This window comes from Virgifigura deserti (assembly GCA_003576685.1).
Classification (GTDB): Bacteria; Pseudomonadota; Alphaproteobacteria; order Dongiales; family Dongiaceae; genus Virgifigura; species Virgifigura deserti.
Genome location: QOZR01000004.1, coordinates 350896 through 376806 on the forward strand (window position 1 = coordinate 350896; position 25911 = coordinate 376806).

A 25911-nucleotide genomic window follows, 5' to 3' on the forward strand; every position below is an offset into this window, starting at 1 on the left:
GAGGGTTCGGATGAACGGGAAGTGGGATGCGGCCGTGCCGTTTCAAGGCAGGGCTCCACGGTTCAAAGCTCGGAAGATGCAATTATGCAGTTCCATGCGCCGACGCCTTCGCTATACTGGGAACAAATGATGCACATTTGCAGCGACATGAGTTATTGCCCGGGCCGCTTACGAGGGTTCAGGGGCGGCTTGGGAGGGGCGTGATGGCGATTTCCGGTGAACAGCGGGCTTTACGGACCGGTAAGCTCGGATCGTCCGATGCTCCACGCCTCATGGCGGGCCGCTGGAGCGAGCTGTGGCGGGAGAAGACCGGGCGCAGCGCGCCGCCCAACCTCGACTTCGTTCCGTCGGTGCAGATCGGCGTCGCCACCGAGTCGCTTCACGCCCGGTTCTATACTCAGAAGACCGGGATCGGCTGCTATCCCGCCGGCGACCGCACCTATGCCCATCCGGAGCATGCGTTCATCGTCGCCCACCTCGATTTCCTGACCTGGTTCGAGCCGAGCGGCCACTATGACGAGGCTGCCGACACCATCCTGGAGGCCAAGTTCCACGGCGGCTACAAGACCGACGAGGATTTGGCGGAGCAATATTACTGGCAGCTCCAGCACCAGATGCTGGTGACCGGTCTCGCGCAGGCCGTGCTGTCGATCCTTCGGCCCGGCAGCTATTCGATCATCCGGGTGCCCTCCAGCGCAGCCGACTCGGCGACGCTGCTGGAGACGTTGCGGGCGTTCTGGTGGCATGTCGAGAACGACGTCGAGCCGAGCGATCCCCTTCCGATCGAAGCGCCGCGGTTCGAGCAGCTGCGCGTGCTGGACATGTCGTTCCACAACGAGTTCGCCTCCTTCGGCGGCATGCTCATCGATCACCGGACCAGCATGCTCGCCTTCCGGGAGGCGGAGGCCGAGTTGAAGGCCCTGATGCCCGAGGACGCCCGAGTCGCGTTTCTGCGCGGATCCGCAGAGGACGGCACGATGCCGTCGCAGGGCCTGTTCCTGACCCGCGCGAAGGACGGCAAGCTGTCGCTGCGATTCGGCTGCCCACCGAAGAAATATCTCGACAAGGCCGAGCCCTGGATGCCGCAGTGGACGGTCGAGGCGGCCGAATAGCGGGGATGGAACGAAGAATTTCTGCGAACTAGCAGCAAATCGACCTATTTGCGTTAGTCTTCGATAATATTTCTTGCGAATTCGCAGAACAGCCGTACTCTCTTCCGCAGCGCAGCGGCCGCGAAGGGGGAGTATCATGGAGCGCGTTCGGGAAGCCCTGTTCCGATGGATTTCCGGTGTCATGGAGGAGCGCGGCTGGAGCGCCGCCGCCTGGGCGCGCTATGCGGAGGTGACGCCGACGAACCTGACGCGCTTTCTCCGCAATCCGGAAACGGCCAGTCTTCCCAGCGCTGAAACGATCGGGCGTCTAGCCTGGGCGGCCGGACGCGAGCCACGCTTCCTGTCCGACGGCCCCAACACCGAGGTCTGCCGGATTCCGATTCTGATGCCGGAGCAGGTCCGGACCCTCCTGACCCTGAAACACGCCCAGGTGAAGGACTTCATCCATGAGGCATTGCGCGACAACGGCCAATGCATCGCGATCGAGCAGCGGCCGTCGCCCTGCGCCTTCGGCCTTCAGATCACGTCGCACCACATGAATGCCGGCGGGCTGTTGCCGGAGGATCAGATCGTCGTCGAACCCATCGATCTGCTGCCGCCCCGTCAGGGCGATCTGATCGTCGCGATCGACGGCAGCATGGTGTGCGGATACCGCTACTTCCCCCCCTATCTCGTGCCGACCAGCACGGACTCCACCTGCTGCCCGATCGCCCATGACGGCGCAACGGTCGCCGGCGTCGCGATCCACGTCACCCGGTCGCTCTATCACTGAGGACGTACGGAGTCGCGGGACTCAAGCCGCCGTCGGCCGCAGGCTCGCCCCCTGCTCCCGCAGGACCCGCTGAACTTCGGCGGCGGGGATCTCGCGCGGCAGCCGCCCCCGCTTGGCGGCCAGCGCGCCGCAGACGCCGGCTGCCTGGCCGGTTGCCATCGCGGTCGGCGTGACGCGATAGGACGAATGCGCCTCATGCGTTCCCGATATGCAGCGCCCGGCGACGATCAGCCGGTCGACGCCCCACGGCAGCAGGCAGCGCAGCGGGATCTCGTAATAGTCGCCGGGCGGCAGCCGCTTCAGGACCGTGCCCTTGCCGGTCGGGCTGTGGATGTCGACTGGGTAGGAGCCGCGGGCGATCGCATCGTCGAACTTGCGGGCTTCCAGCACATCCTCGGCGGTCAGTCGATAATCTCCGATGATCCGGCGCGTTTCGCGCACGCCGACCGACACGCCGCTTTGAACGATGTAGGCCGTCTTGAACCCCGGCACGTGCCGCCTCAGGAAAGCCGCGATCTGCCCCATCTGCCGTCTGCCTTCGATCTCGGCTTCCGTCAGATCCCAGACGCTGGTGCCTGATACGCCGGTCATGCGCGTGCTGTTGACGCTGAGCTCGCCCTCGTGCGGCGTCGCGAAGAACAGGATGTCCTCCCGCTGCAGGTCTAATTCGCCCGCGAGGGTGGCTTCCGTTACCAAGTCCCACAGGCCGTGGACGCCCCGCCACTGGGACGGATTCTCATGGACATAGGCGGAGAAGGCCTTCTGATCGAAGCCGGCCATTCGGAACATCAGCGTCATCGGTTGCACGCGGTTGTCGCCGTCACGGCCGATATCGAAGCGCGCGCCGGCACGGACAGCGGCGTCGCCGTCGCCCGTGCCGTCGACGATCGCGCCGGCTTCGATCACGACCGGACCGGATTTCGTCTCGAATACCAACCCCTCGGGCCGGCCGGACTTGCCGACAATGCCCGAGACGAAGGCATGGAAGAGAAGCTCCACCCCGGTCTCGTCGAGAAGCTCGAGGGCGACCAGCTTATAGATCTCCGGATCTGCCGGCACGGTGTAGCCGGTCTCGGAGGACGGCGAGACCGCGCCTCCGGCCGCGATCAGGCGCTCGAGAAAGACGGCCAGCGCCCCGGCCACGATCGGTTCGCCCGGGCCATGGTCGGTCGGGAACAGGCGGGTGCTGTCCGCGTCGTTCGGCGCCCCGCGCTGGGTATGAAACGACATCAGCGGCATTACCAGCGCCGCCGTCGGATTGCCGCCGAGGAAGCCGAAACGCTCGACCAGAACGACCTTGGCGCCGGCCCAGGCAGCGCCCAACGCCGCCCCCATGCCGGCCGGCCCGCCGCCGACGACCAGCACATCGGCCCGTCCTCCATAGGTCGCGGTGCGCGGCGGCAGGGTGATCGCCGGCGCGTCAAGTAGAGGTCGCAGCGCCGGCAATTTCACCTCCGTTCGCGGCTCTGGCCATAAGCGCGGCTTCCGCTACCGGCCGCCCCTGCCGGATCACTTCGGCAACCAGGGGAACCGTCCGGCCGGCCATCTCCTGAATCTCCGGCATGCGGTCGGCGACCAGCCGCTGCTGCTCCTCGCGATGGTCCCACAGCCGGTCGATATCGGCGAGGACGGATCCCGCATGCGCCTCACCGATCATCGACTGGTCCACGACGCCAAGGGCGTCCAGGAAGTCCGAAACCTTGGGCGAATAGGGCATGGCCATCAACGGAACGCCGCAGCGCGCGGCGAAGATCAGGAAATGCAGCCGCATGCCGACCGCCAGGCTGAAATGCTCCATCAGGCCGAGGATCTGACGCGGGCCATAGTCGCCCTGCAGGATATATGCGCGATCGGGCGCCGCCATGCGGGCGATCACCGTATGGGCCTCGCGCAGATCCGCGCGCTCCATCGGGACGAAGACCACGCGCGCGTCGAAGCGGCGAACGATGAAGTCGGCCGCCTCGGCGATCAGCCGATGATACTCGGACTCGCCCAACTCCGGCGCCGCCGGACCTCGTTCGCGGACGGACATGCCGACGAGCGTCGCGCCGTCCGGTATTCCGGCCAGGCGCAGCATATCGTCGGTGAACGGTTCAGGAGTCAGCAGCAGCGCCGGATCGCCCGTCACCACGACCGGACACTTCACGCCGATCTCTTCGAGCAACCGCTTGGCGCTGAGTTCCCGCACCGTGACGCCCGCCATCATATTCAGGCCGTCGCGAACGGCCCGCTGTTCCTCCAGCCCGTCCAGCGGCCCGATGCCGATTGCGAAGGCGAAGGTCGGCACGCCGCAGGCCTGCGCGATCATGATCTCGCGCAGATAGGTCTTCGCCTCGGCGTCGTAGAGGATGCCGCCTCCGCCGAGCAACAGGATATCGAGCCGCTCGATCTCCGGCGTGATCTCCTCACGCAGCGCGGTTCGCGGGCACAGCGTACGATCAACGTCCTGATGCAGCCGCGTATGCTCCGCATTGCGCGAGAACGCGACGATCTCGACATCGGGAATGGCGGCGCGGAACAGGGCGGTCGTCGATGCCAGAATAGCCTCATCGCCGAGATTCAGCCCGCCATAGGATCCGGATATACCGATAGTGGTCACGCGCGATCCTCCACCTGTCTTTTCCAACGCAGCGCTCCAACCACGTCGTCTGATTGCCAACAAGGGGCATAAAGGTTGGTTCCGCGGAAAAGCGGATCAGAGGACGGCAGCGGCCTCGTCGACGCAGTCGAGCAGCGGCTGACCGTCCACATCCCCCGACACCGGCACGCCCAGGAGATGGCTGATCGTCGGCCCGATATCCATGATCGTCGGCTCCTCGTCCCGCGGTCTTCGCCGGAGCCCCGGTCCCGACGCCAGGACGAAACCGTGAAAGCTGTGCGCGCCCGAGCGCTTGTCCTCGAGATCGCCGCGGACGGTGCCAATTTGCGGCGCGTAGAGCGCGGTAATCGGCGCGTCCCGCGTCCATTTCACGATCAGGTCCGGAAGCTCGTCGACATGCTCGCCCGACACCAGATTGCGCAGCTTCAGGACCTCGACGACCGCCTTCCGACCCGACTCCGGATCGACGAGCGCGCCGAACGCCTCTGCGAGTTCGGCGCATAAGGCGTCATACTCCTGCCCCGGCTCCACCAGGCCGTTCGGCTCGCGGCCCTTGAGGTTGATCCGGATCGCTCCCGTGAAGTCGCTCGGCAGGGCAAAGGCGCGGCTCCGCTTCCAGCCGTTTCCGATACCGAGAAGCCGCCGCGTCCCGACGTCCCAGATCCGCTCCGGCACGATCTTCTTCACCCGCTCGATGATTCTCGGCGAGACGATCCTTTCGATCCGCGTCACGGCATCGAGCCTGTGGCGACCCGAGCCACCCCTGCCCGGCCTATCCGCCGTCATTCCGAGCCGCTTCAGAATCTCGGGCACCAGATGCCGGCCGCTGTAGTTCGGTCCCATGCCCGTGTTCGAGAAGACGAGGAGGGTCGCCCCGGGCATCCGGCGCGCCAGTGCCGCGATCGCGCCGTCGATCTCCTTATAGACTTCGAGCATAGCGTCGCCGAAAGCCTTGGCCATGGTCGCATCATGCTCGGGATGCGTCTCGTCGAGGAGGTGCCAGAAGAAATGGCCCGCCCAGTGGGTTTCGGCGAAGGCGACGAGGCAAAGGTCCCAGCGCTCCCGGCCCAGAACGTCGCTTGCGAGGGACGTCCGCGCCCGCAGGCCGGCGACCAGATTCCCGAGAAGCTCCTGCCACTCGTCGATCGTCTCCGGACGCGCCTGGTACCAGCCGGCCAGCGGATGCTTTCCGAACCGCGCTTCCAGATCCCGCAGCAGATCGGGCGGCGTCGAGGACGGCTTCCAATTCAACCCTTCGGCGCCCCAGCCGACGATCTGCATCCCGGACATCTCCGGTATCGGATAGGTCTCCGGAACGTCCAGGATCGCGACCCTCTTGCCCGCCCGGCTCAGCGGCATCCAGAACGGCTCGCGCCCGATCTCGTCCGCATATTTCTTGCGAATCTCATAGGACCCGGGACGGAGCTGACGATGATAGAACGCCATGCCGTGCTTAGCGGGGTTCACGCCGGTGATCACGGATGCCCATGTCGCGCCGCTCGAGATATCGGTCGGGGAAGCGAGGCGCGCCCATGCGCCCCGCCGCTTCAGGTATGCCAGGAACGGAAGATGACCGGCCGCGCACCATCGTTCGATCAGCCCGGGATCGGCGGCCTCCAGGCCGATGGCGAGGATGCGCGGCCCCGCGCCCGGATGATGCGGGTCACTCATTGATCGATCCGCCTTCGGCCTTGATACCCCCTCGCCGCCTCCACAGGAGTCCTTCATAGAATCCGCGGAGCTGGGCAAGGACGATCCCGGCGTTCCCGCCATGGATCAGCCGCCCGATAATGACACATGCCCTTACCGGAAAGCAGATGGCGCAGGTGATCTTCTGCCATGGCGTCGTGTGGCGCCTGAGAAGGAGCAGATAGTTCTTGACCTTGTACCGCTCGTAAAGCGGCACCGGCCCGCGCCCGATCTTCGCGCCTTTATGATGGACGATGGCGTCGGGCGCATAGAGGCATCGGTACCCGAATCCGCGCGCCCGGAGGCACAGATCCACCTCTTCCCAGCCGTAAGGGTCGAGCGCTTCCCAAAATCCGCCGACTTGCGCAAGCGCTTCCCGCCTTATGAGAAATCCGAAGGCGCCGCAGGCGTCGACATAGCGCCGTATATCGAACTGACCGCGGTCCAGCTCGCCGCTTCCTATATCGCAGATAATTCCGGTGTAGAGATCAACCTTAATGCCTGCCGACATGATGACGTTCGACGGAAACTCGGTGTAGGCCTTGCCGCAAGCGAGACCCGCTTGCCGATCCTCGGCAAACGCCGCGAGTAGCCGGGAGAGAAAGTCCCGATGAACGAGGGTATCGTTATCCAGAAACAGGACATGGTCGAAGGGCAGAGTTTCCTTCGCATACCGGATGCCGGCATTGCGGCCCGCCGATGCGCCGAGATTCTCCCGATTTCTTACCAGATGCACATTGGGGAAACGTTCCGCGACCGCATCGGCCGAGCCGTCCGTCGAACCGTTGTCGACGACCACGATTGCATTGTTCCTGTTGTCCCACATCGAAACGCTTTCGAGGCAGGCGAGCAGATCCGACTTCTTGTTAAGGTTGAGAATGATGATGACGACGCGTTCCTGATGCGCCCCCATGACAGTCTCTCCTGCGCCAAATACGCCAATCGATGCCTAATTTACACTAACACACCATATACTCACTCATCCAATATTTAGGTTGTTCAGGAGAAAATGATTTCGAAGCAAAGCGGTTTGACGTGAATAGTTCTCCGCGCTCCTGCGGCAGGTCAGGCCGCCGACCATCGACGATACCCGGCCAGAAAATCTGTTGGTCGAGGCCGCGGCACTGTCTATCATCCGCGTCCTTTCCAGCAACCACGGGGCACGAACGCGCTGATGAGAGTCCTCAGCATTGGTCAAGCCGTTCGCGGCTGTTTTCCCGGCAGGGTCGACCCGAGTGAGCCACGGTCACAGACCGGCGATCGGAGGGGCGCATGACGGCTGCCTCTTCCTCCCCCCCGAGCGAGGCGGCGCTGCTTGAGGCGTTGCGGACGATCGCGCGGCGCGCCGGAGACGAGATCCTTCAGTTCTATGGCAACCAGCCCGAACGCCAGGACCTGGATCTGCGTCGAAAGGGCGATCACTCACCTGTGACCGCCGCCGATGAGGCGGCCGAGCGGCTGATCCTGCCGGAATTGCAGGCTCTGCTGCCCGGCGTGCCGATCGTGTCCGAGGAAGCAGCGGCAGCCGGGTTCATCCCCGAGATCGATGGCCCGGACAATCCGCGGCGCCGCTTCTGGCTCGTCGACCCCCTCGACGGCACCAAGGAGTTCCTCAGCGGCAATGGCGAATTCACAGTCAATATCGCGCTGATCGAGGGCGGACGCCCTGTGCTGGGCGTCGTTCACCTGCCGACGCTGAACGCCACTTACACCGGCGCCGCGCCGGGCAGCGCGCTGGTGCAGCACGGCGCGGCGGCGCCGGAACCCATCGCCGCCCGACGCCGTCCGACGGACGGCGCCATCGTCCTGGCGAGCCGGTCGCATCGCGACAAGTCGTCGATCGAAGAGTTCATGATCGCCGAGCAAATCAGCGAGCAACGCATCGCCGGCAGTTCGCTGAAGTTCTGCCTGGTGGCCGAGGGCGTGGCCGACCTCTATCCGCGGTTCGGCCGGACCATGGAATGGGATACGGCCGCCGGTCATGCCGTGCTGACCGCGGCGGGCGGCAGCGTCACCACGACGGACGGCCAGGACTTGCGCTATGGCAAGCCCGGATTCGAGAACCCGCACTTCATCGCACGCGGGCGAACGACGTGACTTGCGTCGCGCATGCTGCGGCGCACGACCATGGGGTTGACTCTCCCGTCAAGGGGGCGCATCGTTCCCTCACTGTGGCTGCGCATGCGGTCACTTCATTAGCCGCCGCAAGTCCTGTGCGGTGACTTTGGTGTCGGCATCACTACCGCGGGTGGGCTGAACCAAGGAGAAACGATCAGGAGCCGCCCTGCCAAAGGCGGCTCCTTTGTTGTCTGTGCCCCCACAGTTTGCTGATTCCTGCAGCTTTCCGGTGCTCGCAGCTTTCCGATGACGGAGTCCGCTCCCATTCTTCCGCCGACGGCGGACGCTCTCGCAGCGGCCGGCCGCGCTCTCGCCGCGGGGCGCCTCGTCGCCTTCCCCACTGAGACGGTCTATGGCCTCGGGGCCGATGCGACCAACGACCATGCCGTGGCGGCGGTGTTCGCGACCAAGGGACGGCCGCGCTTCAACCCTTTGATCGTGCATTTTGCGGAGCCGGACGCGGCACGCGGCGAGACCGACTTCGACGACCGCGCCGACGCGCTCGCGCGCGCCTTCTGGCCCGGCCCGCTGACTCTCGTGCTGCCGCGTCGCGCCGAAAGCCGGATCGCACTGCTGGCGAGCGCCGGGCTCGACACGCTGGCGGTCCGCGTGCCCCGCCACCCCGTCGCCCAGGCCTTGCTGACGCGCTGCGAACGGCCGCTCGCGGCGCCCAGCGCCAACGTCTCGGGCAAGATCAGCCCGACCACGGCGGCCCATGTCGCTGACTCGCTCGGCGGCAAGGTGGCGATGATCCTCGACGGCGGTGCCTGCTCGGTCGGCGTCGAATCGACGGTCGTTGATCTGACCGGGGACAAGCCGCGCCTGCTGCGCCCCGGCGGCATCACGGAAGAGCAGCTCGCTGCCGTCGTCGGCCCTCTCGCGACGGTGTCGACCAGCGCCGGCGACGAAGCACGGCCGTCTCCCGGCATGCTGGCGAGCCATTACGCCCCGGATCTGCCGCTCCGCCTCGACGCGGGCACGCTTCGTTCCGGGGAGGCGCTTCTGGCCTTCGGGCCGCAGCCCCTTCCCGGCGCCGCTGCGGTGGCCAATCTCAGCCCGTCCGGCGACCTGACCGAGGCGGCGGCGAACCTGTTCGCGATGCTGCGCACCCTCGACCGGCCGGGCCTTACGGGCATCGCCGCCATGCCGGTTCCGGACCACGGCCTCGGACGGGCAATCAACGACCGCCTGCGCCGCGCCGCGGCGCGGCGGTCGGGCTGAGCGACGGATAGGTCCCCGGGGACCCTCAGAGATACGGCTCGATATGCCGCCGAAAGGCGGCCATGAACTCAGCCGCCACGCGCGAGGGCGGCCGATGGTGCGGGCGGAACATCGCGAAGGAATAGCGGATGCTGGGGCGGAACGGACGCGCGACGAGACCGCGACATTGGAAGTCAGCCGCCGTGAACGGATCGACGATCGTGACGCCCGCGCCATGTGTCGCAAGAGCGCAGGCCGTCGCGAAAAACTCGGTCTCGGCAACCACGTTCCATTCGGCCGACGCGAAGGCGAATGCGCGTCCGATGCTTTCATAGGTCATATGCTCGCGGTACAGCGTGATGAACGGAAATCCCGCAAGCGCTTCTGGAGTGATGATGTCCCGTATCGCCAGCGGATGGTCGTGTGTCAGCATGCACACGCATTCCAGATCGAAGATCTCGGTGCTGGCGGCTGATGAATCGAGCGGCAGCTCGGCGAATCCCACATCGAGCGCCTGAAGATGGGTCAAGTCTCTTACGAGTTGCGAGCTTCGGGTGAGGAATCGCACCGTCATGCCAGGACGATCCTTTAGAAACTCGGAAACAAGCTGCGGCAGCAATGTCGTGGCGACGCTCAGCTGGCTCGCAATCAGCAGCGGGCCGGTCTTGGATCGATAGATTTCTCGCCCGGTCTGCATGGCCCGGTCGAAGCTTGCGAGCGTACGACAGGCTTCGTCATAAAACAGAGCGGCTTCCGGCGTCGGCTCGAATTTGCCGCGCCCCCGGTTGAACAGGTTAAAACCGAGTTCATCCTCAAGCCGGCTGATGAGGTTGCTGACCGCCGGCTGGGATTTTCGAAGCGCCTTGGCCGCGCCGGTCATCGAGCCGTTGTCGATGACGGCCCGAAAGGCCTCGAGGTGACGAGTATCCATAATCAGTCCCGGACTCGACGCGCATATGGGAGAGCATCAGAAGAGCATCCTTCGGGGCCGATTATAACTCTACATTATAACTTATCGAGAGATTCCGGTTTGACGGAGATCCCAGGGCTGACCCCATAGTCTTCTGACGTGATCGATCAGCCGCGTCTGAAGTTTGGAGTAGGAGGAAATGGGTCGTCCGCAGCAGGATAAGCTTTACGCGCAACCGATGTCGTTCATGGGAACGCCGGTTTCCCGCGATCTGTCGCGCAGCAAGGCCGCTGTGCTGGGCATCCCGTTCGACTGCGGAACGCATCCGGTGCGGATCGGCTCCCGCCTCGGTCCGTCGGCAATCCGCGAGCAATCCGCTCTGGTCCGGCCGTATCAGCCCGAGCTTGCCGATTATAACCCGTTAGCGCGTCTCGGCCTCGTCGATTGCGGCGATGTTCGCCTGACGCCGAGCCGGATCGAGGAGGCGCATCGGCAGATCGAAGCCGCTGTCGGGGGAATCGTCGAGGCCGGCGCGATCCCGGTGACCATGGGCGGTGACGGCAGCGTGACCTTGCCGCAGCTCCGGGCGGTCCATCGCAGGCACCCGGACCTCGTCGTGCTGCATATCGACGCCCATACCGACGCCTATCCGGACGAGGGCTACAACACGGCCACGACTTTCACGCGCGCGGCGGAAGAAGGTGTTCTCGATGTGGCGAACTCGATTCATCTGGGCGCCCGTGGCTCGACCTACATGCCAGGCGTCTTCGCCTTTACGCGCCAGAAGGGCTATCAGCTCATCAGCATGGCCGATCTCGGGGAGATCGGCTACGGGCGCGTGATCGAGCAGATTCACGAGAAGCTGGCCGGCCGGCCAGTCTATCTCTGCTTCGATATGGATTTCTTCGACCCCTCCTGCGCGCCGGGAGTCTGCACGCCGACCTGGGGCGGCGCAAGCGCGCGCGAAGGGCTCGATCTTCTTCATGCCCTCAAGGGCCTCAACTTCGTCGCCTTCGACGTGAACACGGTCAGCCCGCCGCAGGATCTCGGCGGAATGACCGCCTTTCTCGCGGCAACGGTAATGTATGAATGCCTGATCCTGGCCTGCATCGCCCTGGGACTTGATCGGGACGAGATTCAGCAGTGATCAACGACAAGAACCAAAGGAGGAGGCTTTCGATGACAATCTCGACGACTGGAACACATGTTGCGGCGGTCCTCGTGGCGGCTCTCGGCGGTATTCTCGCGAGCGGGACTGCGGACGCCCGCAGCCTCGAAGAGATCAAGGAGTCCGGCGTCATCAGCATCGTGACCACCTCCTCCTCGCCGCCGCATGGATTTCTAAGCCCCGACTCCGGCGAGTTGGAAGGCATCATGTTCGAAGTCGGCAGGGCGGTGGCCGACAAGCTCGGTGTCGAGGCGGAGTTCACCGAAGTCCCGTTCAACGGCCTGATTCCCTCTCTGAGGTCGGACCGCGCCGACTTGATGTCGGGACCGCTGTTCATTACCGAGAAGCGCGAGGAGGTCGTCGACTTCACGCAGCCGGTCTATGGCTGGGGCGAAGGGCTTGTCACACAAGAGGACAGCGACACGACCTATGCCAACCTGGAGTCGCTCGGAGGCCAAACCGTCGGAACGCTGATCGACAGCGTCCAGTACGAGATGATCAAGAACGTCCCGGACGTCGAGGGCATCCGGACCTACCGCGACTATATCAGCCTGATTGCCGATATCAGGGCCGGCCGGATCGACGTCGGCGTCATCGACCCGCCAAGCATCGCCTACCAGATCAAGCTGCACGGCATCGAGGGGGTCCGGCTGGCGGAGGATTATAAGCCGGTGAACAACTGGAAGGTCGGGATGGCCGTCAACGAAGGCAATGCGGAGCTTCTCGAGGCGGTGAACAATGCGATCGCCGAGTTGAAGTCCTCCGGTGAGCTGAAGCGCATTCTCACCGACTGGGGTGTCGGCAATCTCATCGCCGAATGAGGGAGCTCTCGTGCTTTCTTCTCTGATTGACGATCTGATCACCTTTGCGCCACCGCTGGCCCAGGGAGCGGTCCTGACGATCGCGCTCTGTCTCGTATCGTCGGTCCTGGCGGTGGCCATCGGGCTGTTCGTCTGCATCTGCCGGATGTCGCGCAACCGGGTCACCTCCAAGATCGCATCAATCTATATCGACCTGATCCGTGGCACGCCCCTTCTTCTCCAGCTCTTCTACATTTACTATGCGCTGCCCGACATCGGTATCGTTCTGCCAGCGTTCATCGCCGGTGTTATGGGGCTCAGCCTCAATTTCGGAGCCTATCTGGCCGAACTCTTCCGCTCGGGAATCCAGTCGATCGAAGGGGGACAGTCCGATGCCGGCAGTGCGCTCGGCCTCTCGAAGTGGCAGCGGATGCGCTATATCGTGCTGCCGCAGGCCCTGCGGAACATCTACCCGGCTCTCGGCAACTACGCGCTCGTCCTGATCAAGGAGTCGTCGCTCGTCGCGGTGATCAGCGTGCTCGAACTGATGCGCGCGGGAGAACTGCTGGCGAGCGCCACGTTCGAGGCCATGAAGGTCTACACCATCGTCGCGCTCTTCTACCTCGCCATCTCTTATGTCGTGGCGAAGATGTTCGCGATGGGCGAAACCGCTCTCGCGGTGCCCGGCATGTGGGGAACCGCCGTCAGCCGGGATGACGATCGCCAGCGAGGGCAGATTGGAGCAGGCCCGGCATGAGCGAGGGAGCGGGATGAACGTGAACCGGAGGATGAAGCACCCTGGATCCAAGGGAGTCGACTCGGTCTCGGCGCCGACCGAGCGGGAGATGATCCGCATCGTCGGGCTCAGCAAGTGGTTCGGCCGCTTTCAGGTGCTGAACGACATCAATCTGGTCGTGAACCGCGGCGAGCGCATCGTCATCTGCGGGCCGTCCGGCTCCGGCAAATCGACCCTGATCCGCTGCATCAACCGGCTGGAGGAGCATGAGCGCGGCCAGATCTTCGTCGACGGCACCGAGGTCAAAAGCAGCAGCAAGGACAGGGAGATCGACGCGATCCGCAGCGAAATCGGCATGGTCTTCCAGCACTTCAACCTGTTCCCGCATCTGAGCATCAAGGAAAACTGCACGCTGGCGCTGACCGTTGTTCGGGGCATGAGCAAGGCCGAAGCCGATGCCGTCGCGATGCGATATCTCGAGCGCGTCCGCATTCCGGAGCAGGCGGACAAATATCCGGGACAGCTCTCCGGGGGCCAAAAGCAGCGCGTCGCCATCGCCCGGGCACTCTGCATGAATCCGAAGATCATGCTGTTCGACGAGCCCACCTCGGCCCTCGATCCTGAAATGATCAAGGAGGTGCTCGACGTCATGGCCGAACTGGCCGAGAGCGGAATGACGATGATCGTCGTCTCGCACGAGATGGGATTCGCGCGCATGGTGGCGGACCGGGTGATCTTCATGGACGGCGGCGAGATCATCGAGCAGAACGACCCCGAGACCTTCTTCAACAAGCCGCAGTCCGACCGCACGAAGCTGTTCCTCAGCCAGATCCTGAAACACTGAGAAGAGCGGCTCGCCTCGACTGGCCTTGCCGGAAGCTGCGCGCTACTGTTCCGGCATGACATATCGAAATGCTCCCGGAATCGGCCAGCCCGCTTCGGACCTGCTGGCCGCGATCAAGATCGCCGTCGGTCCGCAGGGCTGGACCGACGAGCCGGAGGTGATGGCGCCGCATCTGACCGATCAGCGTGGTCAGTTTCACGGCCGCGCGGCGCTGCTGGTGCGGCCGGATTCGACGGCGGCGGTGGCGGAGGTCGTGCGGCTTTGCGCCGAGGCCGGCGTGCCGATCGTGCCGCAGGGCGGCAATACCGGCCTCGTCGGCGGTGCAACACCCTCTGAAGGCGGCGAGATCCTGCTCTGCCTCTCGCGCTTGAACCGCATCCGCGCGGTCGACGCGCTGAACTATACGATGACGGTGGAGGCCGGCTGCATCCTCCAGCAGGTGCAGGAGGCCGCGGCGGCGGCTGAGCGGCTGTTCCCCCTCAGCCTCGGCGCGGAGGGAAGCTGTCAGATCGGCGGCAACCTTTCGACCAATGCCGGCGGCATCGCCGTGCTGCGCTACGGCAATGCGCGGGAGCTGGTGCTAGGCCTTGAGGTCGTGCTGCCGGACGGCCGGGTCTGGGACGGCTTGCGGGCGCTGCGCAAGGACAACACCGGCTATGACCTGAAGCAGCTCTTCATCGGCGCCGAGGGCACGCTCGGCATCATCACCGCGGCGGTGCTGAAGCTGTTCCCGAAGCCCTATGAGCGAATCACCGCCTTCGCTGCGCTCGACGATCTACCGTCGGCTCTCGAGCTCCTGACCCGCTGCCGCGCCGCGAGCGGCGACGCAGTCACCAGCTTCGAGCTGATCCCGCGGATCGGCATCGACATGGCGCTGCAGCATGTCGCCGGAACCGTGGACCCGCTGGCACGGCCGGCGCCGCATTATCTGCTGATCGAGCTGACGGCGACGAAGCCGGACAGCGGATTGCGGGCGGTGCTAGAGCAGATGCTGGCCACGGCGCTGGAGGATGGGCTGCTCCTGGATGCGACTCTCGCCGAGAGCGGCGAGCAGGCGCGCCGGCTCTGGCACCTGCGCGAGGCGATCGTCGAGGCCCAGAAGCTCGCGGGTGGCGGCATCAAGCATGACGTGTCCGTGCCGGTCTCGCGCATTCCGGAATTCGTCGATCGGGCCGGCCGCGCCGTGGAACGGGCGCTGCCCGGCATCCGCCCGGTCGCCTTCGGCCATCTCGGCGATGGCAACATCCATTTCAATCTGTGCCAGCCGACGGGCATGGACCGGGAGATCTTCTTCGCCCGCCGGCCGGACTTGACGCGGATCGTCCACGACATCGCCGCCGGTCTCGACGGCAGCATCAGCGCCGAGCACGGCCTCGGCCAGCTGAAGCGCGACGAAATCGCGCGCTACAAATCGCCGGTCGAACTGGACCTCATGCGCCGGATCAAGAAGGCGCTCGACCCGCAGGACATCCTGAATCCGGGCAAGCTGCTGCCGCGCGACTGACGACCATCCGCTGTTTGTCGACTCTCATTTTGAAGGCCCGCGCCGCGCGTCCCAACGGTCCAGCCAATTGAAGACGCGCATCACCTGCGGCACGAACCACGGATTGCCCGTGTAAAGGGGAACCGTCGGGAACGGACGGTCGAACACCGTCCTGGCTTCGGGCGACCCGAGGATCTTCAGGGCGACCTTCTGCCCGAGATAGGTGCCCATCGGGACACCCGCGAAGTTGTAGCCCATCGCGAAATGTAGCCCGTCCCGCGCGCCGACATGCGGCCAGAAATCGAACGTCCCCGCGCACAGCCCGGTCCAGGCATGGCTGAGCTTCACGCCTTTGAGATCGGGTAGCGTCCGCTCCAGCAGCGCCTGCAGCCTCGCCGCCATCGGCCAGAGCCCGTCGGTCCGGCGGCCGGTCAGCCCGCCGAACAGGAGCCGCTCTCCATCCGGCGATCGGCGGACGAAGTTGGGATCGTGGTTGGAATCGATGCAGGTTCGATCCTTCGGCAGGACGCGACCGATGAGCTCGGCGGGTAAGGGCTCCGTCGCGACCATGTAGCCGTTGAAGGGAACGACCCGCCGGGCGAGCCAGGGCGTCGCCCGCCCCGTATAGCCGTTCGTGGCGACGATCACCTCCCGCGCCTGTGTCGCGCCGCGCGCCGTCGCGAGGGTGAAGCCGCCGCCTTTCGGCTCGCGGTCGATGCCGGTGACGCGCGTGTTCGCCACGACAGTGGCGCCGGCCTTCCGCGCACGGTCGAGCAGGCCTCGATAATAGAGCCCGGGATGGAGCCCGCCGAGGTCGGGCATGACGGCCCCGCCGTGATAGAGGTCGGTCGCCAGCTCGCGGTGCTGAGCCCGGCGCGGCACCATCTCGAACTCGCTGCCGAGATGCCGGCGGCGCGCCTCGAGCTCGCGCGCCATGCTCTCGTAATGCGCCGGCGACGCCGTCGGCATGTAGCGGCCATCGATCCGGAATTGGCAGTCGATCCGCTCGTCGCGAATCACGTCGCGGACACTGTCGAACGCGGCCTGCATCTCCTTATAGGTGGTGACGGCATAATCGAGGCCGTGTTGCCGCTCGAGATCCAGAAAGCTGTGCTTCAGCGTGCGTGCGACATAGCCGGCATTCCGGGAGGATGCCCCCTCGCCCGGATCGCCGGCCTCGAAGACCGCCACGCTGCGGCCCGCCCGCGCCAGAATCCTCGCGGCGTTGAGGCCGGTGAGGCCGCCGCCGACGATCGCGACGTCGACCCGCGCCGGCACGGGTACCGGCGCCAGCTTCACGAGCGGCGCCGCCTCCCACCAGTAAGGCGTTTCCTTGAAGTCGGCGGTGACGTGCGCCTCGGCAATCTTCATCGCCCTACGCTATCGCGCGGACAACGACAGTACTAGACTCGATGATGTGCGAGCGTGGCGTCGTCCCGCCGCCCTTCTTACGCGCGACACGTTCGTTTGCGGCTTTCATGGAGGCGAGTATGGGCATGTCCGAACTGCGCGAGGCCGTCGGCCTCTTCCATGACGAGAACCAACTCCAGGCGGCGGCAGACGAGTTGCTCGTGAACGGCTTCGATTATTCGGATCTCAGCCTGCTTGCCGCTCATCGCGTGGTCGAAGACAGGCTGGGCCACATTTACCGGCGCGCCGCCGATCTGGAGGATGATCCGCACGTCGCCATCCAGGCTTATATGGACAGGGATTCGCGTGTCGAGGGGCAAAGCGCGCTCGTGGGCGGCCTCGTTTATGTCGGCGCAGTTGCGGCCGCCGGGCTGGTGGTCGCGTCGGGCGGAACCATGGCCGCTCTCATCGCCGGTGCGGCGGCCGGCGGCGGTAGCGGCGGCCTGATCGGTACGTTTCTCGCGCGGTTCATCGGACAGCATCACGCCAAGTATCTGCAGGAGCATCTCGACAAGGGCGGCCTGCTGCTTTGGGTCCGGGCCGCCGATGCGGATCATGAACACCGGGCGATCAAGATTCTGCGCAGGAACGGGGCCGAGGACGCCCATGGCCATACCCTGCCGGAGCCAGAATACTCGTTCTCCGGCGACACCTCGAAGCGGCTGAGCTTCATGAACAGACTCGGGCTTTAGGGGCAAAACCGGACCTTACGCCGCCAGCAGCAGGGCGGTATAGACCGCGGCACCGGCAACGAAAGCAGAGAAGCGGCTTTCGCGCTCCTCCGGCAATTCCTCCTTCAGCACGTTCAGCACGACTCCACCGGCGAGAAAGGCGAACAAGGTCGAGACCAGAAGCTGTGGGATATCTATCAGAACGCCAATGAGCCAGCCGAGCAAGGGAGCGGCCGCGAGGACCCATTGACCATATCGCCGATAGGCGGCGCCATGGTCCTGACGAAGCCCTCGATCATTGACCAGGAAGTGAAAGCCCATCGCGATGGCATAGAAAAGCAGCGCCTGTAGGCCCTGCTCCTCCCGATGCAGCAGGAGATAGCCGATCAGGAGGTTGTAGAGACTGTAGGACCCGAGATGAAGCCAGAACACGGCGGGCTCCGCTTCGCGTCCTCGCCCCCTTGCCTCCTGTCGCCGGGCGGAACTCCGGGCCACGCGTTCCAAACCGTAGAAGATAACCAAGCCGAGCAGCGCGACGAGGTAGGAATGCCGCTCGATGGCGCCGAGCGGGCCGCTTCCGAACGCGCCGCGGAAATGCTCCTGAGCGGCGCTCAACTCCGGCAGAAGATGGATGAAGACATAGGCGACGGCCACGCCGCCGGCGGCAGACAGCCAGCGGCTGCGTGGCACCGTGTCGAGGAAACGGAGCCGGTCGCCGGCCAAGTGGATCGCGGCGAAAACAAGGGCAACGAGAAAAGAAAGGATTGTCTGGAGGGTGAGAGCTAGGGGCAAACGATACCCTTCTGCCGTTCGTTGTCGATGGTGATTGCGGGGAAACCGCTTTTATCCCGCTCTGCGGAACGGGTCCGCGTGCCATCGGGTTCCCGGCGCGTCACCGGTCTTTCCGCGCGCCCTCGGAACCGGTATCCTCACGCGGGATGACCGACTACACCGCACCCCTCCGCGACATGGCCTTCATGCTGGAGGAGATCGCCGGACTCGAGGCGATCTCCACCTTGCCCGGCTATGGCGAGGCGACGCCGGACGTCGTCGCGCAGATCCTGGCGGAGGGCGGCAGGTTCGCCGGGGAAGTGCTGGCGCCGCTGAACCGGGTCGGCGACGTTCAGGGCAGCCGGCTGGAGAACGGGCAGGTGCGCACGCCCGACGGCTTCCGCGAGGCCTATGCCCGCTTCGTCGAATCCGGCTGGAACGGCGTGCCGTTCGACCCGGCCTATGGCGGGCAGGGTCTTCCCTGGGCGGTCACGGCGGCCCTGCAGGAGATGTGGAGCGCCGCGAACATGTCGTTCGGCCTCTGTCCGCTGCTGACCCAGGCCGCGGTCGAGCTGCTGCAGATCCACGGCACCGAGGAGCAGCGGCGCGTCTATCTGCCGCCCCTCGTCGCCGGAAGCTGGGCCGGGACGATGAACCTGACCGAGCCGCAGGCCGGCTCCGACGTCGGCGCGCTACGTGCCCGTGCGGTTCGCGAGGGCGATCACTACCGGATCACCGGCCAGAAGATCTTCATCACCTACGGCGAGCAGGACCTCACCGAGAACATCATCCATATGGTGCTGGCCCGCACGCCGGACGCGCCGCCGGGCGTCAAGGGCATCTCGCTCTTCCTCGTGCCGAAGTTCCTGGTCAAGGCTGATGGCAGCCTGGGCGCGCGGAACGACCTCCGCTGCGTCTCGCTCGAGCACAAGCTCGGGATCAAGGCGAGCCCGACCGCCGTCATGGCCTATGGCGACAATGAGGGGGCGATCGGCTATCTCGTCGGCGCCGAGAACCGCGGCATCGAGCTGATGTTCGCGATGATGAACAATGCCCGGCTCTCGGTCGGCATCGAAGGGCTCGGCATCGCCGAGCGCGCCTACCAGCAGGCCCGCGCCTATGCGCACACGCGGGTCCAGGGGCGCGCCGCGACCGGTCGCGATCCGGAGCCGGTTTCGATCATCCGCCATCCCGACGTCCGCCGCATGCTGATGACGATGCGGGCCTCCATCGAGGCGATGCGGGCGCTGATCTATGACACGGCCGGCACGCTGGACCGCGCCCGGCGCCACCCCGATCCGGCCGAGCGGACACGGGCGCAGGCGCGCCTCGACCTCCTGATCCCGGTGGCGAAGGCCTGGTGCACCGACCGCGGCTGCGACGTCGCCTCGCTCGGCCTGCAGGTCCATGGCGGTCTCGGCTTCATCGAGGAAACCGGGGCGGCGCAGCATTACCGAGACGCGCGAATCGCCCCGATCTACGAAGGGACCAACGGCATTCAGGCCAACGATCTCGTAGGCCGCAAGCTGATGCGCGACGGCGGCGCGGCCGCCAACGCCTTTATCGCCGATCTGCGCGAAACCGGGACGGCTTTAGGCGCCGCGCCTGGCGCCGTACCCGGCGACGACATGGCGGCGATCCGGCAACGGCTCGCCGACGGAACGGAGGCGCTGGCCCGGGCGACCGACTGGCTGATCAAGACCTATCCCGACGACCCTGCGCGGGCGCTCGCCGGCGCCACTCCCTATCTCGATTTGTTCGGCACCGTCGCCGGCGGTTGGCTGCTGGCAAAGGGCGCGCTGGCGGCCCAAAGGAGGCTCGCCGAGGTGCCTGCCGACGACCGCGGCTTCTATGAAACGAAGCGGCTGATCGCCCGCTTCTACGCCGAGAACATTCTGCCCCGATCGCATGGCCTTGCCGCCATGGCGATCGAAGGCGCCGACAGCGTCCTGACCTTGGCCGAGGACCGTTTCTAGAACCTGAACCGGTTCCACAAAAAAGAGCGGCGGTTCCGGTCGGGAACCGCCGCCAACGGACTTCAGCAACGAACCCGGACGTCAGGCCGCCTTGCGGCGACGCCCGAAGAAACCGAGGCTCGCCAAGCCGGCGCCGAGGAGCGCCAGCGTGCCGGGCTCCGGAACCGCAGTCACCCGCAGCTCACCAATGTCGAAGCCGTCGATGCTGTTCCGGGTGCCTCCTTGACCAGGATATGCGTCGCTCCCGAAGAGATCGCCGGAAGCATCCGAGAAAACGATCGTGTTGAAGGTGCCCGAGTTGATCAGGATCTCGAAGAAACCACCATCGCTGCCGGCAACAGGGGTGGCCAGCAGTTCGGCGATCGAGGCATCCACCAAGTTGAATACACCGGGCGCATCGATGCCATTGGCCTGGTTATTGGCCGCCTGGTTCAGGAAGTAGCCGACATCCGTCAGCGGACCGACCAGATTGCCCTCCGAATCCGTGAGGCCGAGCTGGACGAAAAGCGCCTCGCGATGGCTGCCATTGCCCGGGAAGGTGATCTCGATCACCGTTCCGCTGGTCAGCTTGTAGTGGTTCGGGTTGGCCGTGAGCGACACGGAGCCGCCGAAGCCCACGCTGTAGAACGTGCTCGAGTCGCCGTCGAACATGTTCGTTGCGTCGCCGCGTTCGCCGCCGATGGCGTTGCCGCTGCTGTTGACACCCGGATTGACGACATAATCGCTCAGGTCGTCATAGACGATCGTCCCCGCCTGAGCAGTGCCTGCGATGAAGGTCGCGGCAACCGCCGCAAGACCCAACTTAACGATATTCATTGCGTTCCCCTTGTCGGAGCATAAGTTCGAAAGCTCGATACGCCGCACTTGCGTGCTCGCGCCCCTCTTGATGCAAGCAGCGGGCCAGATCTCCATACTCACCAGACCCAGAATTTATGAGATATATTTCATTGACTTACTTCTATAGTTAATTATTTAAGAATATATGATATGAATTAGTAATATCGCCTAACCATTTTCTGTAAAATAGTTCGACAAATCAGCAAAATCGGGAGGTCGGCCGCTCGATCTGACACTGGGCCAGCAGCCGCCGGCAGGTTCAGCGAACCTGTCGCGACGACCGCGGCAACCGTAGAGCACGTGTGTTTGCGCCTCGAATCGGATCGGTGCTCGACGGCTGCCCTTCAAGCGACGCCCTGTAAAATTCCTCGACAATAGCTGCAAGACCCGGCGGGCTGTCGTCATCACTCCAGCAGGAGATCAGTTTCAGATCAGTTTCAGGCCGACTTTGCCCAAGACGGCCAATTTCACTTGCACCCGCGCAGACGAGCGGGTTTCATCGACGGGTTCGGCAAATCAGGACCGGGCCGCTAGAAAGCAAGAACAAGAACAGGGAGAGCGCGGGACGCCATGGGCATTCTTGCGATTCAGGACCTCAGCAAGCATTTCGGCGGGCTGACGGCGGTGAACGGGCTGAACCTTACCGTCGATGAAGGCGAGATTCGCGGCCTGATCGGCCCGAACGGCGCCGGCAAGACGACGATCTTCAACCTGATCAGCGGCTTCTATCGGCCGAGCGGCGGGACCATCCTCTATCGCGGCGAGAATATCGGCGGGATGAAGACCAGCCGGATCGCCGAGCGCGGCGTGATCCGCACCTTTCAGCACACCACGCTGTTCCAGGAACTGACGGTTCTCGAGAATGTCCTGGTCGGCCGCCACCTGCAGGCCGAGTCCGGCTTCTTCAGCTCGCTGTTCGGCTCGGACCGCCCGAATGCCGAGGCCGCGGAGGAGCGGGGCCTGGAGATTCTCGCCTTCATGGGGCTTGCCGACCGCAGCGACGAAACGGCGTCGAACCTGCCGCACGGGCTGCAGAAGGCGCTCGGGCTTGCGATCGCGCTCGCCGCCGATCCCAAGCTGCTGCTGCTCGACGAGCCCTTCGCCGGCATGAATTCGGAGGAGACCCGGCACATGATGACCCTGATCCGACGGGTCCGAGACGCGGGCATCACCATGCTGCTGGTGGAGCACGACATGCAGGCGGTCATGGGCCTGTGCGACCGGATCACCGTCGTCAATTTCGGCGAGATGCTGGCCGAAGGCACGCCGGCCGAGATCCGCGCCGACGCGCGCGTCATCGAGGCCTATCTGGGGACCGCCTGACATGTTCTTCCGAATCAGTAACCTGGTCGTCCACTACAACAAGGTGGCGGCCCTGCGCGGCATCTCGCTGCAGCTCGAACAGGGCGACATCGTCACCCTGATCGGCGCCAACGGCGCCGGCAAGAGCACGACCCTGCGGACGATCTCCGGCCTGTCGCGCCCGACCAGCGGTGAGATCTGGTTCGAGGGCGAACGCATCGACGGCGTGCCCGCCGAGCGGCTCGTGGGACGGGGGATCGCGCATGTGCCGGAGGGGCGCCGCGTGTTCCCAGACCTGACGGTTCTGGAGAACCTTCACACCGGCGCTTACTTGCGCAAGGACAAGGACCGGATCGCCCGCGACCTCGATGAGGTGTACGCCTATTTCCCGCGCCTCGCCGAACGGCGACAGCAGCTCGCGAAGACCTTGAGCGGCGGCGAGCAGCAGATGCTCGCGATGGGCCGGGCCTTGATGTCGCGTCCGAAGCTGCTCCTGCTCGACGAGCCGTCGCTCGGCCTCTCGCCGGTGATGGTGAAGGAGATCGCCCGCATCGTGATGGCGATCAACGAGCGCGGCGTGCCGGTGATCCTGGTCGAGCAGAACGCCGAGGTCGCCTTGCGGCTCGCGCGGTACGGCTATGTTCTGGAAACGGGAACAGTGGCGCTGGAAGGCCCGGCGAGCGAGCTCCACGAGCATGACCATGTCCGCGCCGCCTATCTGGGCGGGCATTGACGGAAGCGCTCGCAACCGAGGCGGCGCTCACCCCTCCCCTGCCGCCCTGCTTGGTGATGGATGTCCTGTGGGAGGCATTCACCGAGGAGGGCGCTGCCGCATTCGAGGAAAGTCGGTCGAGCGATGCGCTTTCATTCTGGCGCGTGGCCGAGCAGATGGCGGTGGCCTTTGCCGACTCCGACCCGCGCCGCGGCGCAAGTCTCGCCAATCTCGCAGCGGCGATGGACGTCAGCTTTACTGACGACCCTCAGCCGATCGAAGCGCGGTACCGCCACGCCCTCGCCTGTTGGGACCAGACGCACGACTGGATCGAGCGGATGATTCCGGACCACAAACCGCACAGCTCGCTTTACCATCACCGTCTCGAACGAAAATATGCCGGCGCCTATGCTGAGATCGCCCGCCGGGGCTATCGGCGATTGGCCGAGGGCGGACGCGCGGCCTGTCTCGGCAATCTCGCTGGCCTGTTGAATCGCCTCGGCCGAACAGACGAGGCGGAATCGCTCTACCGCGACGCCGTCGCCGTGCGCGAACCGGCGCTCGGCGCGCGTGACGTGGGGACAATGTATCTTTTCGAGACTCTGGCGGCCCTGCTCGCTGCGAGCGGCCGTGCTGACGACGCCGAAGCGGCGCGCGCGAAGGCCGAGGCGATCGCGGCGAACCATCCGTTGACGCCGCGCCGACGCTGGCGCAGCGAGAAGCCGGTCCGGATGTCCGACGACCGGCGATTGCTCGCGGCCGTCTATCTGACGCCGGTCATTCGCCGCCGCTAGCGGGCCTCGGTCTCTCCGCCGCGGTGCGTGGGCCGCCTGTGAGTCGGTCGCGCAGGCCCAGCAGCTTCGCCGGCAGCGCCTCGAGCCCGTTCGGCAGGAAGCGCACCGTCAAGATCAGCAGAACACCGTAGATCGCCGGCCGAAACTGGTCGAAGGCCCGGAACGCCTCGTCGAGTACCGACAATGCGACGACGCCGATGATCGGGCCGGCGAAGGTGGCGGTGCCACCGACGATCGTCCAGACCAGGACGTAGAGCATCATGGCAAGGCCGAAGCGGTCCGGATTGATCGTGCCGATATAATGCGCGAGCAGCGCGCCGGCGATACCGGCGAAGAACGAGCCGGTGACGAAGGCCAGCATCCGGTAGCGCCAGACATCGACCCCCACCGACTCGGCGAGGACGTCCTTCCAATGGATGGCATTGAGGGTCAGTCCGATCCGCGACTTCTCGAGCCGGTACATGATCCACAGGCACAGGGCCATGATGATGGCGGTCAGGAAGTAATAGTTGATCGGCGGGAAGGTGAGGTCGATCGTCTCGAGGCCCGGAAGAGTGAGCTCCGGCGACGGAATCAGCTTGATGCCCTTCGGCCCGCCGAAGGGTTCGCGGAACTGGTTCCAGGTGAGGCGGATCGCCTCGCCCGCGGCGAAGGAGCCGATCAGGAAATAAAACCCCTTCATGCGGAACAGCGGGAAGCTGAGGACATAGGCGATCAGCGCCGCCGCCACACCGCCGAGCGGCATCGCGAGCCAGACGGACAGGTCCAGATCCTTGGCGAGGATCGCGCTGGTATAGGCCCCCACGCCCATCATCACGACATGGATCAGCGACCACTCGCCGGTGATGGTGACGAAGCGGTAGCTGACCACCAGGATGATGTTGATCAGCAGAAAGATCAGGAAGATGAGCTGATAGGGATGGACGATGAACGGCAGGGCCGCCACGAGAGCGGCCAGCGCCGCTAGGCCGAGCCACCGCAAGAGCGTATTGTCAGACTTTCTCACTGGTTCCCATGATCCCTGTCGGCTTCACGATCAGCACCAGCAGCATGATGAGCAGCCCGAGGATGGTTGCGATGGTGCCGTCGTAGAAGGTGGTCACGAAAGTGTGGAAGAAGGTGTACAGCACGGCTGCCAACACGGCGCCCTCGAGACTGCCGACACCACCGACGATGATGACGATGAAGGCCGTGACGATCACGGAGTGGCCCATATAGGGATCGACACGGACGAGCGGTGCCATGACACCGCCGGCCGCCCCGGCGAGCCCGGCGCCGAGCCCCATCGCGATCAGCGAGAACTTGTTGATGCTTATGCCCTGCAAGGCGGCGGCTTCTGGGTCCTGCGCGCAAGCGCGCAAGGCAAAGCCGACCTTCGTTCGATGGAGGAAGAGCCACAGCAGTATCAGCAGCACCGCCGACACGCCGATCACGACAACGCGCTGCCATGGGACCAGGACGCCGGTGCCGAACAGATCGACCGTGCCGCGAACGGCCGACGGCACATGCTTCATCAGGCCGACCCCGCCGAACTCTACGGCGACGACCTGCAGGATGAACAGCACGCCGACCGACATGATCAGTCCGCCCAGCGGGTTCCCGCGCATCGGCCGGAACAGGAAGCGCTCCATGACGAGGCCGATCAGCAGGACGACGACCAGCGCCGCGGCGATCGCCGCCATGAATGGCCAGCCGTTCTGCGCATAGAGGTACCAGACGGCATAGGCGCCGACCATGAACAGTTCGCCATGGGCGAAGTTGATGACCCGCATGACGCCGAAGATCAGCACCAGCCCCACCGCCATAAGCGCCGTGGCACTGCTGGCGACGAGGGCGTTGACGATAGTTTGGAGAATGAGCTCGAACATATGCGTCCCGGCTAGGTTGCCATCCGGTGGGTCTGGACACAGGGATCAAGAAACCGGGGCCGGCCCTCACCCTTCGACAGGCTCAGGGTGAGGCCCGTATGGTGAGCTTCCTCATCCCGAGCCTGTCGAGGGACGAACC

The 25911-nt window shown here is 65.1% G+C and carries 24 protein-coding genes; 14 read left to right on the forward strand and 10 right to left on the reverse strand.

The features are described 5' to 3' along the window. Positions 1 to 203 precede the first annotated feature (203 nt). Together DT069_RS09425 and DT069_RS09430 are read left to right on the forward strand one after the other, a co-directional pair. Positions 204 to 1112, forward strand: coding sequence for a YqaJ viral recombinase family protein (locus DT069_RS09425; RefSeq protein WP_162913085.1), 909 nt, complete (start codon positions 204 to 206; stop codon positions 1110 to 1112). Positions 1113 to 1248: 136 nt separating this feature from the next. Beyond that, complete coding sequence (locus DT069_RS09430) at positions 1249 to 1884, forward strand: XRE family transcriptional regulator (RefSeq protein ID WP_119460036.1); 636 nt, start codon at positions 1249 to 1251, stop codon at positions 1882 to 1884. Positions 1885 to 1905: 21 nt separating this feature from the next. Here the strand turns inward: DT069_RS09430 and DT069_RS09435 are convergent, their stop codons facing one another. The 4 genes from DT069_RS09435 to DT069_RS09450 all read right to left on the reverse strand — a co-directional run bounded on the left by DT069_RS09435 (position 1906) and on the right by DT069_RS09450 (position 7085). Next, complete coding sequence (locus DT069_RS09435) at positions 1906 to 3330, reverse strand: FAD-dependent oxidoreductase (RefSeq protein WP_119460037.1); 1425 nt, start codon at positions 3328 to 3330, stop codon at positions 1906 to 1908. Next, a complete protein-coding gene (locus DT069_RS09440; RefSeq protein ID WP_162913086.1) occupies positions 3305 to 4483 on the reverse strand; it encodes a polysaccharide pyruvyl transferase family protein in 1179 nt (392 codons plus the stop codon). The genes DT069_RS09435 and DT069_RS09440 overlap by 26 nt, the downstream gene beginning before the upstream one ends. A 96-nt stretch (positions 4484 to 4579) precedes the next feature. Further along, positions 4580 to 6154 (reverse strand): alkaline phosphatase family protein, encoded by a 1575-nt coding sequence (locus tag DT069_RS09445; RefSeq protein WP_162913087.1) that lies wholly within the window; start codon positions 6152 to 6154, stop codon positions 4580 to 4582. After that, positions 6147 to 7085 carry a glycosyltransferase family 2 protein gene (locus tag DT069_RS09450; RefSeq protein ID WP_119460040.1) on the reverse strand — a complete coding sequence of 313 codons (939 nt, stop codon included), beginning with the start codon at positions 7083 to 7085 and terminating at the stop codon, positions 6147 to 6149. The genes DT069_RS09445 and DT069_RS09450 overlap by 8 nt, the downstream gene beginning before the upstream one ends. A 359-nt stretch (positions 7086 to 7444) precedes the next feature. Here DT069_RS09450 and cysQ point away from each other — a divergent pair, with 359 nt between their 5' ends. Next, positions 7445 to 8269: a 3'(2'),5'-bisphosphate nucleotidase CysQ gene (gene cysQ, locus DT069_RS09455; protein ID WP_119460041.1), complete on the forward strand. Its 825-nt coding sequence runs from the start codon at positions 7445 to 7447 to the stop codon at positions 8267 to 8269. Positions 8270 to 8536: 267 nt separating this feature from the next. Continuing rightward, a complete protein-coding gene (locus DT069_RS09460; protein WP_119460042.1) occupies positions 8537 to 9511 on the forward strand; it encodes an L-threonylcarbamoyladenylate synthase in 975 nt (324 codons plus the stop codon). 25 nt (positions 9512 to 9536) lie between these two features. On the opposite strand, the gene DT069_RS09465 is transcribed toward DT069_RS09460, so the two are convergent. Next, positions 9537 to 10421: a LysR substrate-binding domain-containing protein gene (locus tag DT069_RS09465; protein WP_119460043.1), complete on the reverse strand. Its 885-nt coding sequence runs from the start codon at positions 10419 to 10421 to the stop codon at positions 9537 to 9539. A gap of 178 nt (positions 10422 to 10599) precedes the next feature. Between DT069_RS09465 and DT069_RS09470 the strand changes: the two genes are divergently transcribed. From DT069_RS09470 to DT069_RS09490, 5 genes are read left to right on the forward strand one after another with little or no spacing between them, the layout of a single operon-like run. Further along, complete coding sequence (locus DT069_RS09470; RefSeq protein ID WP_119460044.1) at positions 10600 to 11547, forward strand: agmatinase; 948 nt, start codon at positions 10600 to 10602, stop codon at positions 11545 to 11547. Between the two features lie 32 nt (positions 11548 to 11579). Continuing rightward, entirely contained in the window at positions 11580 to 12389 is an 810-nt protein-coding gene (locus DT069_RS09475; protein ID WP_119460045.1) for an ABC transporter substrate-binding protein, read from the forward strand. A 10-nt stretch (positions 12390 to 12399) separates the two neighbouring features. Beyond that, entirely contained in the window at positions 12400 to 13125 is a 726-nt protein-coding gene (locus DT069_RS09480; protein WP_425450124.1) for an amino acid ABC transporter permease, read from the forward strand. A 31-nt stretch (positions 13126 to 13156) separates the two neighbouring features. After that, positions 13157 to 13948 (forward strand): amino acid ABC transporter ATP-binding protein, encoded by a 792-nt coding sequence (locus DT069_RS09485; RefSeq protein ID WP_425450125.1) that lies wholly within the window; start codon positions 13157 to 13159, stop codon positions 13946 to 13948. A gap of 55 nt (positions 13949 to 14003) precedes the next feature. Next, positions 14004 to 15452, forward strand: a complete 1449-nt coding sequence (locus tag DT069_RS09490) for an FAD-binding oxidoreductase (protein ID WP_119460046.1) — start codon at positions 14004 to 14006, stop codon at positions 15450 to 15452. 24 nt (positions 15453 to 15476) lie between these two features. Here DT069_RS09490 and DT069_RS09495 read toward each other — a convergent pair whose 3' ends face one another. Further along, positions 15477 to 16802, reverse strand: a complete 1326-nt coding sequence (locus DT069_RS09495) for an NAD(P)/FAD-dependent oxidoreductase (RefSeq protein WP_119460047.1) — start codon at positions 16800 to 16802, stop codon at positions 15477 to 15479. 119 nt (positions 16803 to 16921) lie between these two features. Here DT069_RS09495 and DT069_RS09500 point away from each other — a divergent pair, with 119 nt between their 5' ends. After that, positions 16922 to 17533, forward strand: coding sequence for a hypothetical protein (locus DT069_RS09500; protein ID WP_425450126.1), 612 nt, complete (start codon positions 16922 to 16924; stop codon positions 17531 to 17533). A gap of 15 nt (positions 17534 to 17548) precedes the next feature. Here DT069_RS09500 and DT069_RS09505 read toward each other — a convergent pair whose 3' ends face one another. After that, entirely contained in the window at positions 17549 to 18304 is a 756-nt protein-coding gene (locus DT069_RS09505) for a hypothetical protein (RefSeq protein WP_119460048.1), read from the reverse strand. A 146-nt stretch (positions 18305 to 18450) separates the two neighbouring features. Between DT069_RS09505 and DT069_RS09510 the strand changes: the two genes are divergently transcribed. Beyond that, the gene (locus tag DT069_RS09510) at positions 18451 to 20259 is read left to right on the forward strand and encodes an acyl-CoA dehydrogenase (RefSeq protein WP_119460049.1); all 1809 of its coding nucleotides are present in this window, start codon (positions 18451 to 18453) and stop codon (positions 20257 to 20259) included. 81 nt (positions 20260 to 20340) lie between these two features. Here the strand turns inward: DT069_RS09510 and DT069_RS09515 are convergent, their stop codons facing one another. Continuing rightward, positions 20341 to 21075: a PEP-CTERM sorting domain-containing protein gene (locus DT069_RS09515; RefSeq protein ID WP_162913088.1), complete on the reverse strand. Its 735-nt coding sequence runs from the start codon at positions 21073 to 21075 to the stop codon at positions 20341 to 20343. 591 nt (positions 21076 to 21666) lie between these two features. Between DT069_RS09515 and DT069_RS09520 the strand changes: the two genes are divergently transcribed. Genes DT069_RS09520 through DT069_RS09530 form a run of 3 tightly spaced genes read left to right on the forward strand, consistent with a single transcriptional unit; the run spans position 21667 to position 23904 of the window. Next, positions 21667 to 22419, forward strand: a complete 753-nt coding sequence (locus DT069_RS09520; protein WP_119460051.1) for an ABC transporter ATP-binding protein — start codon at positions 21667 to 21669, stop codon at positions 22417 to 22419. A gap of 1 nt (position 22420) precedes the next feature. Continuing rightward, positions 22421 to 23131, forward strand: a complete 711-nt coding sequence (locus DT069_RS09525) for an ABC transporter ATP-binding protein (RefSeq protein ID WP_119460052.1) — start codon at positions 22421 to 22423, stop codon at positions 23129 to 23131. After that, the gene (locus DT069_RS09530) at positions 23128 to 23904 is read left to right on the forward strand and encodes a tetratricopeptide repeat protein (protein ID WP_119460053.1); all 777 of its coding nucleotides are present in this window, start codon (positions 23128 to 23130) and stop codon (positions 23902 to 23904) included. The genes DT069_RS09525 and DT069_RS09530 overlap by 4 nt, the downstream gene beginning before the upstream one ends. Here DT069_RS09530 and DT069_RS09535 read toward each other — a convergent pair. Together DT069_RS09535 and DT069_RS09540 are read right to left on the reverse strand one after the other, a co-directional pair. Continuing rightward, a complete protein-coding gene (locus DT069_RS09535; protein ID WP_425450127.1) occupies positions 23888 to 24910 on the reverse strand; it encodes a branched-chain amino acid ABC transporter permease in 1023 nt (340 codons plus the stop codon). The two genes, DT069_RS09530 and DT069_RS09535, sit on opposite strands and share 17 nt — an antisense overlap. Beyond that, a complete protein-coding gene (locus tag DT069_RS09540; RefSeq protein ID WP_119460055.1) occupies positions 24897 to 25772 on the reverse strand; it encodes a branched-chain amino acid ABC transporter permease in 876 nt (291 codons plus the stop codon). The genes DT069_RS09535 and DT069_RS09540 overlap by 14 nt, the downstream gene beginning before the upstream one ends. Between the last annotated feature and the right edge of the window lie 139 nt (positions 25773 to 25911).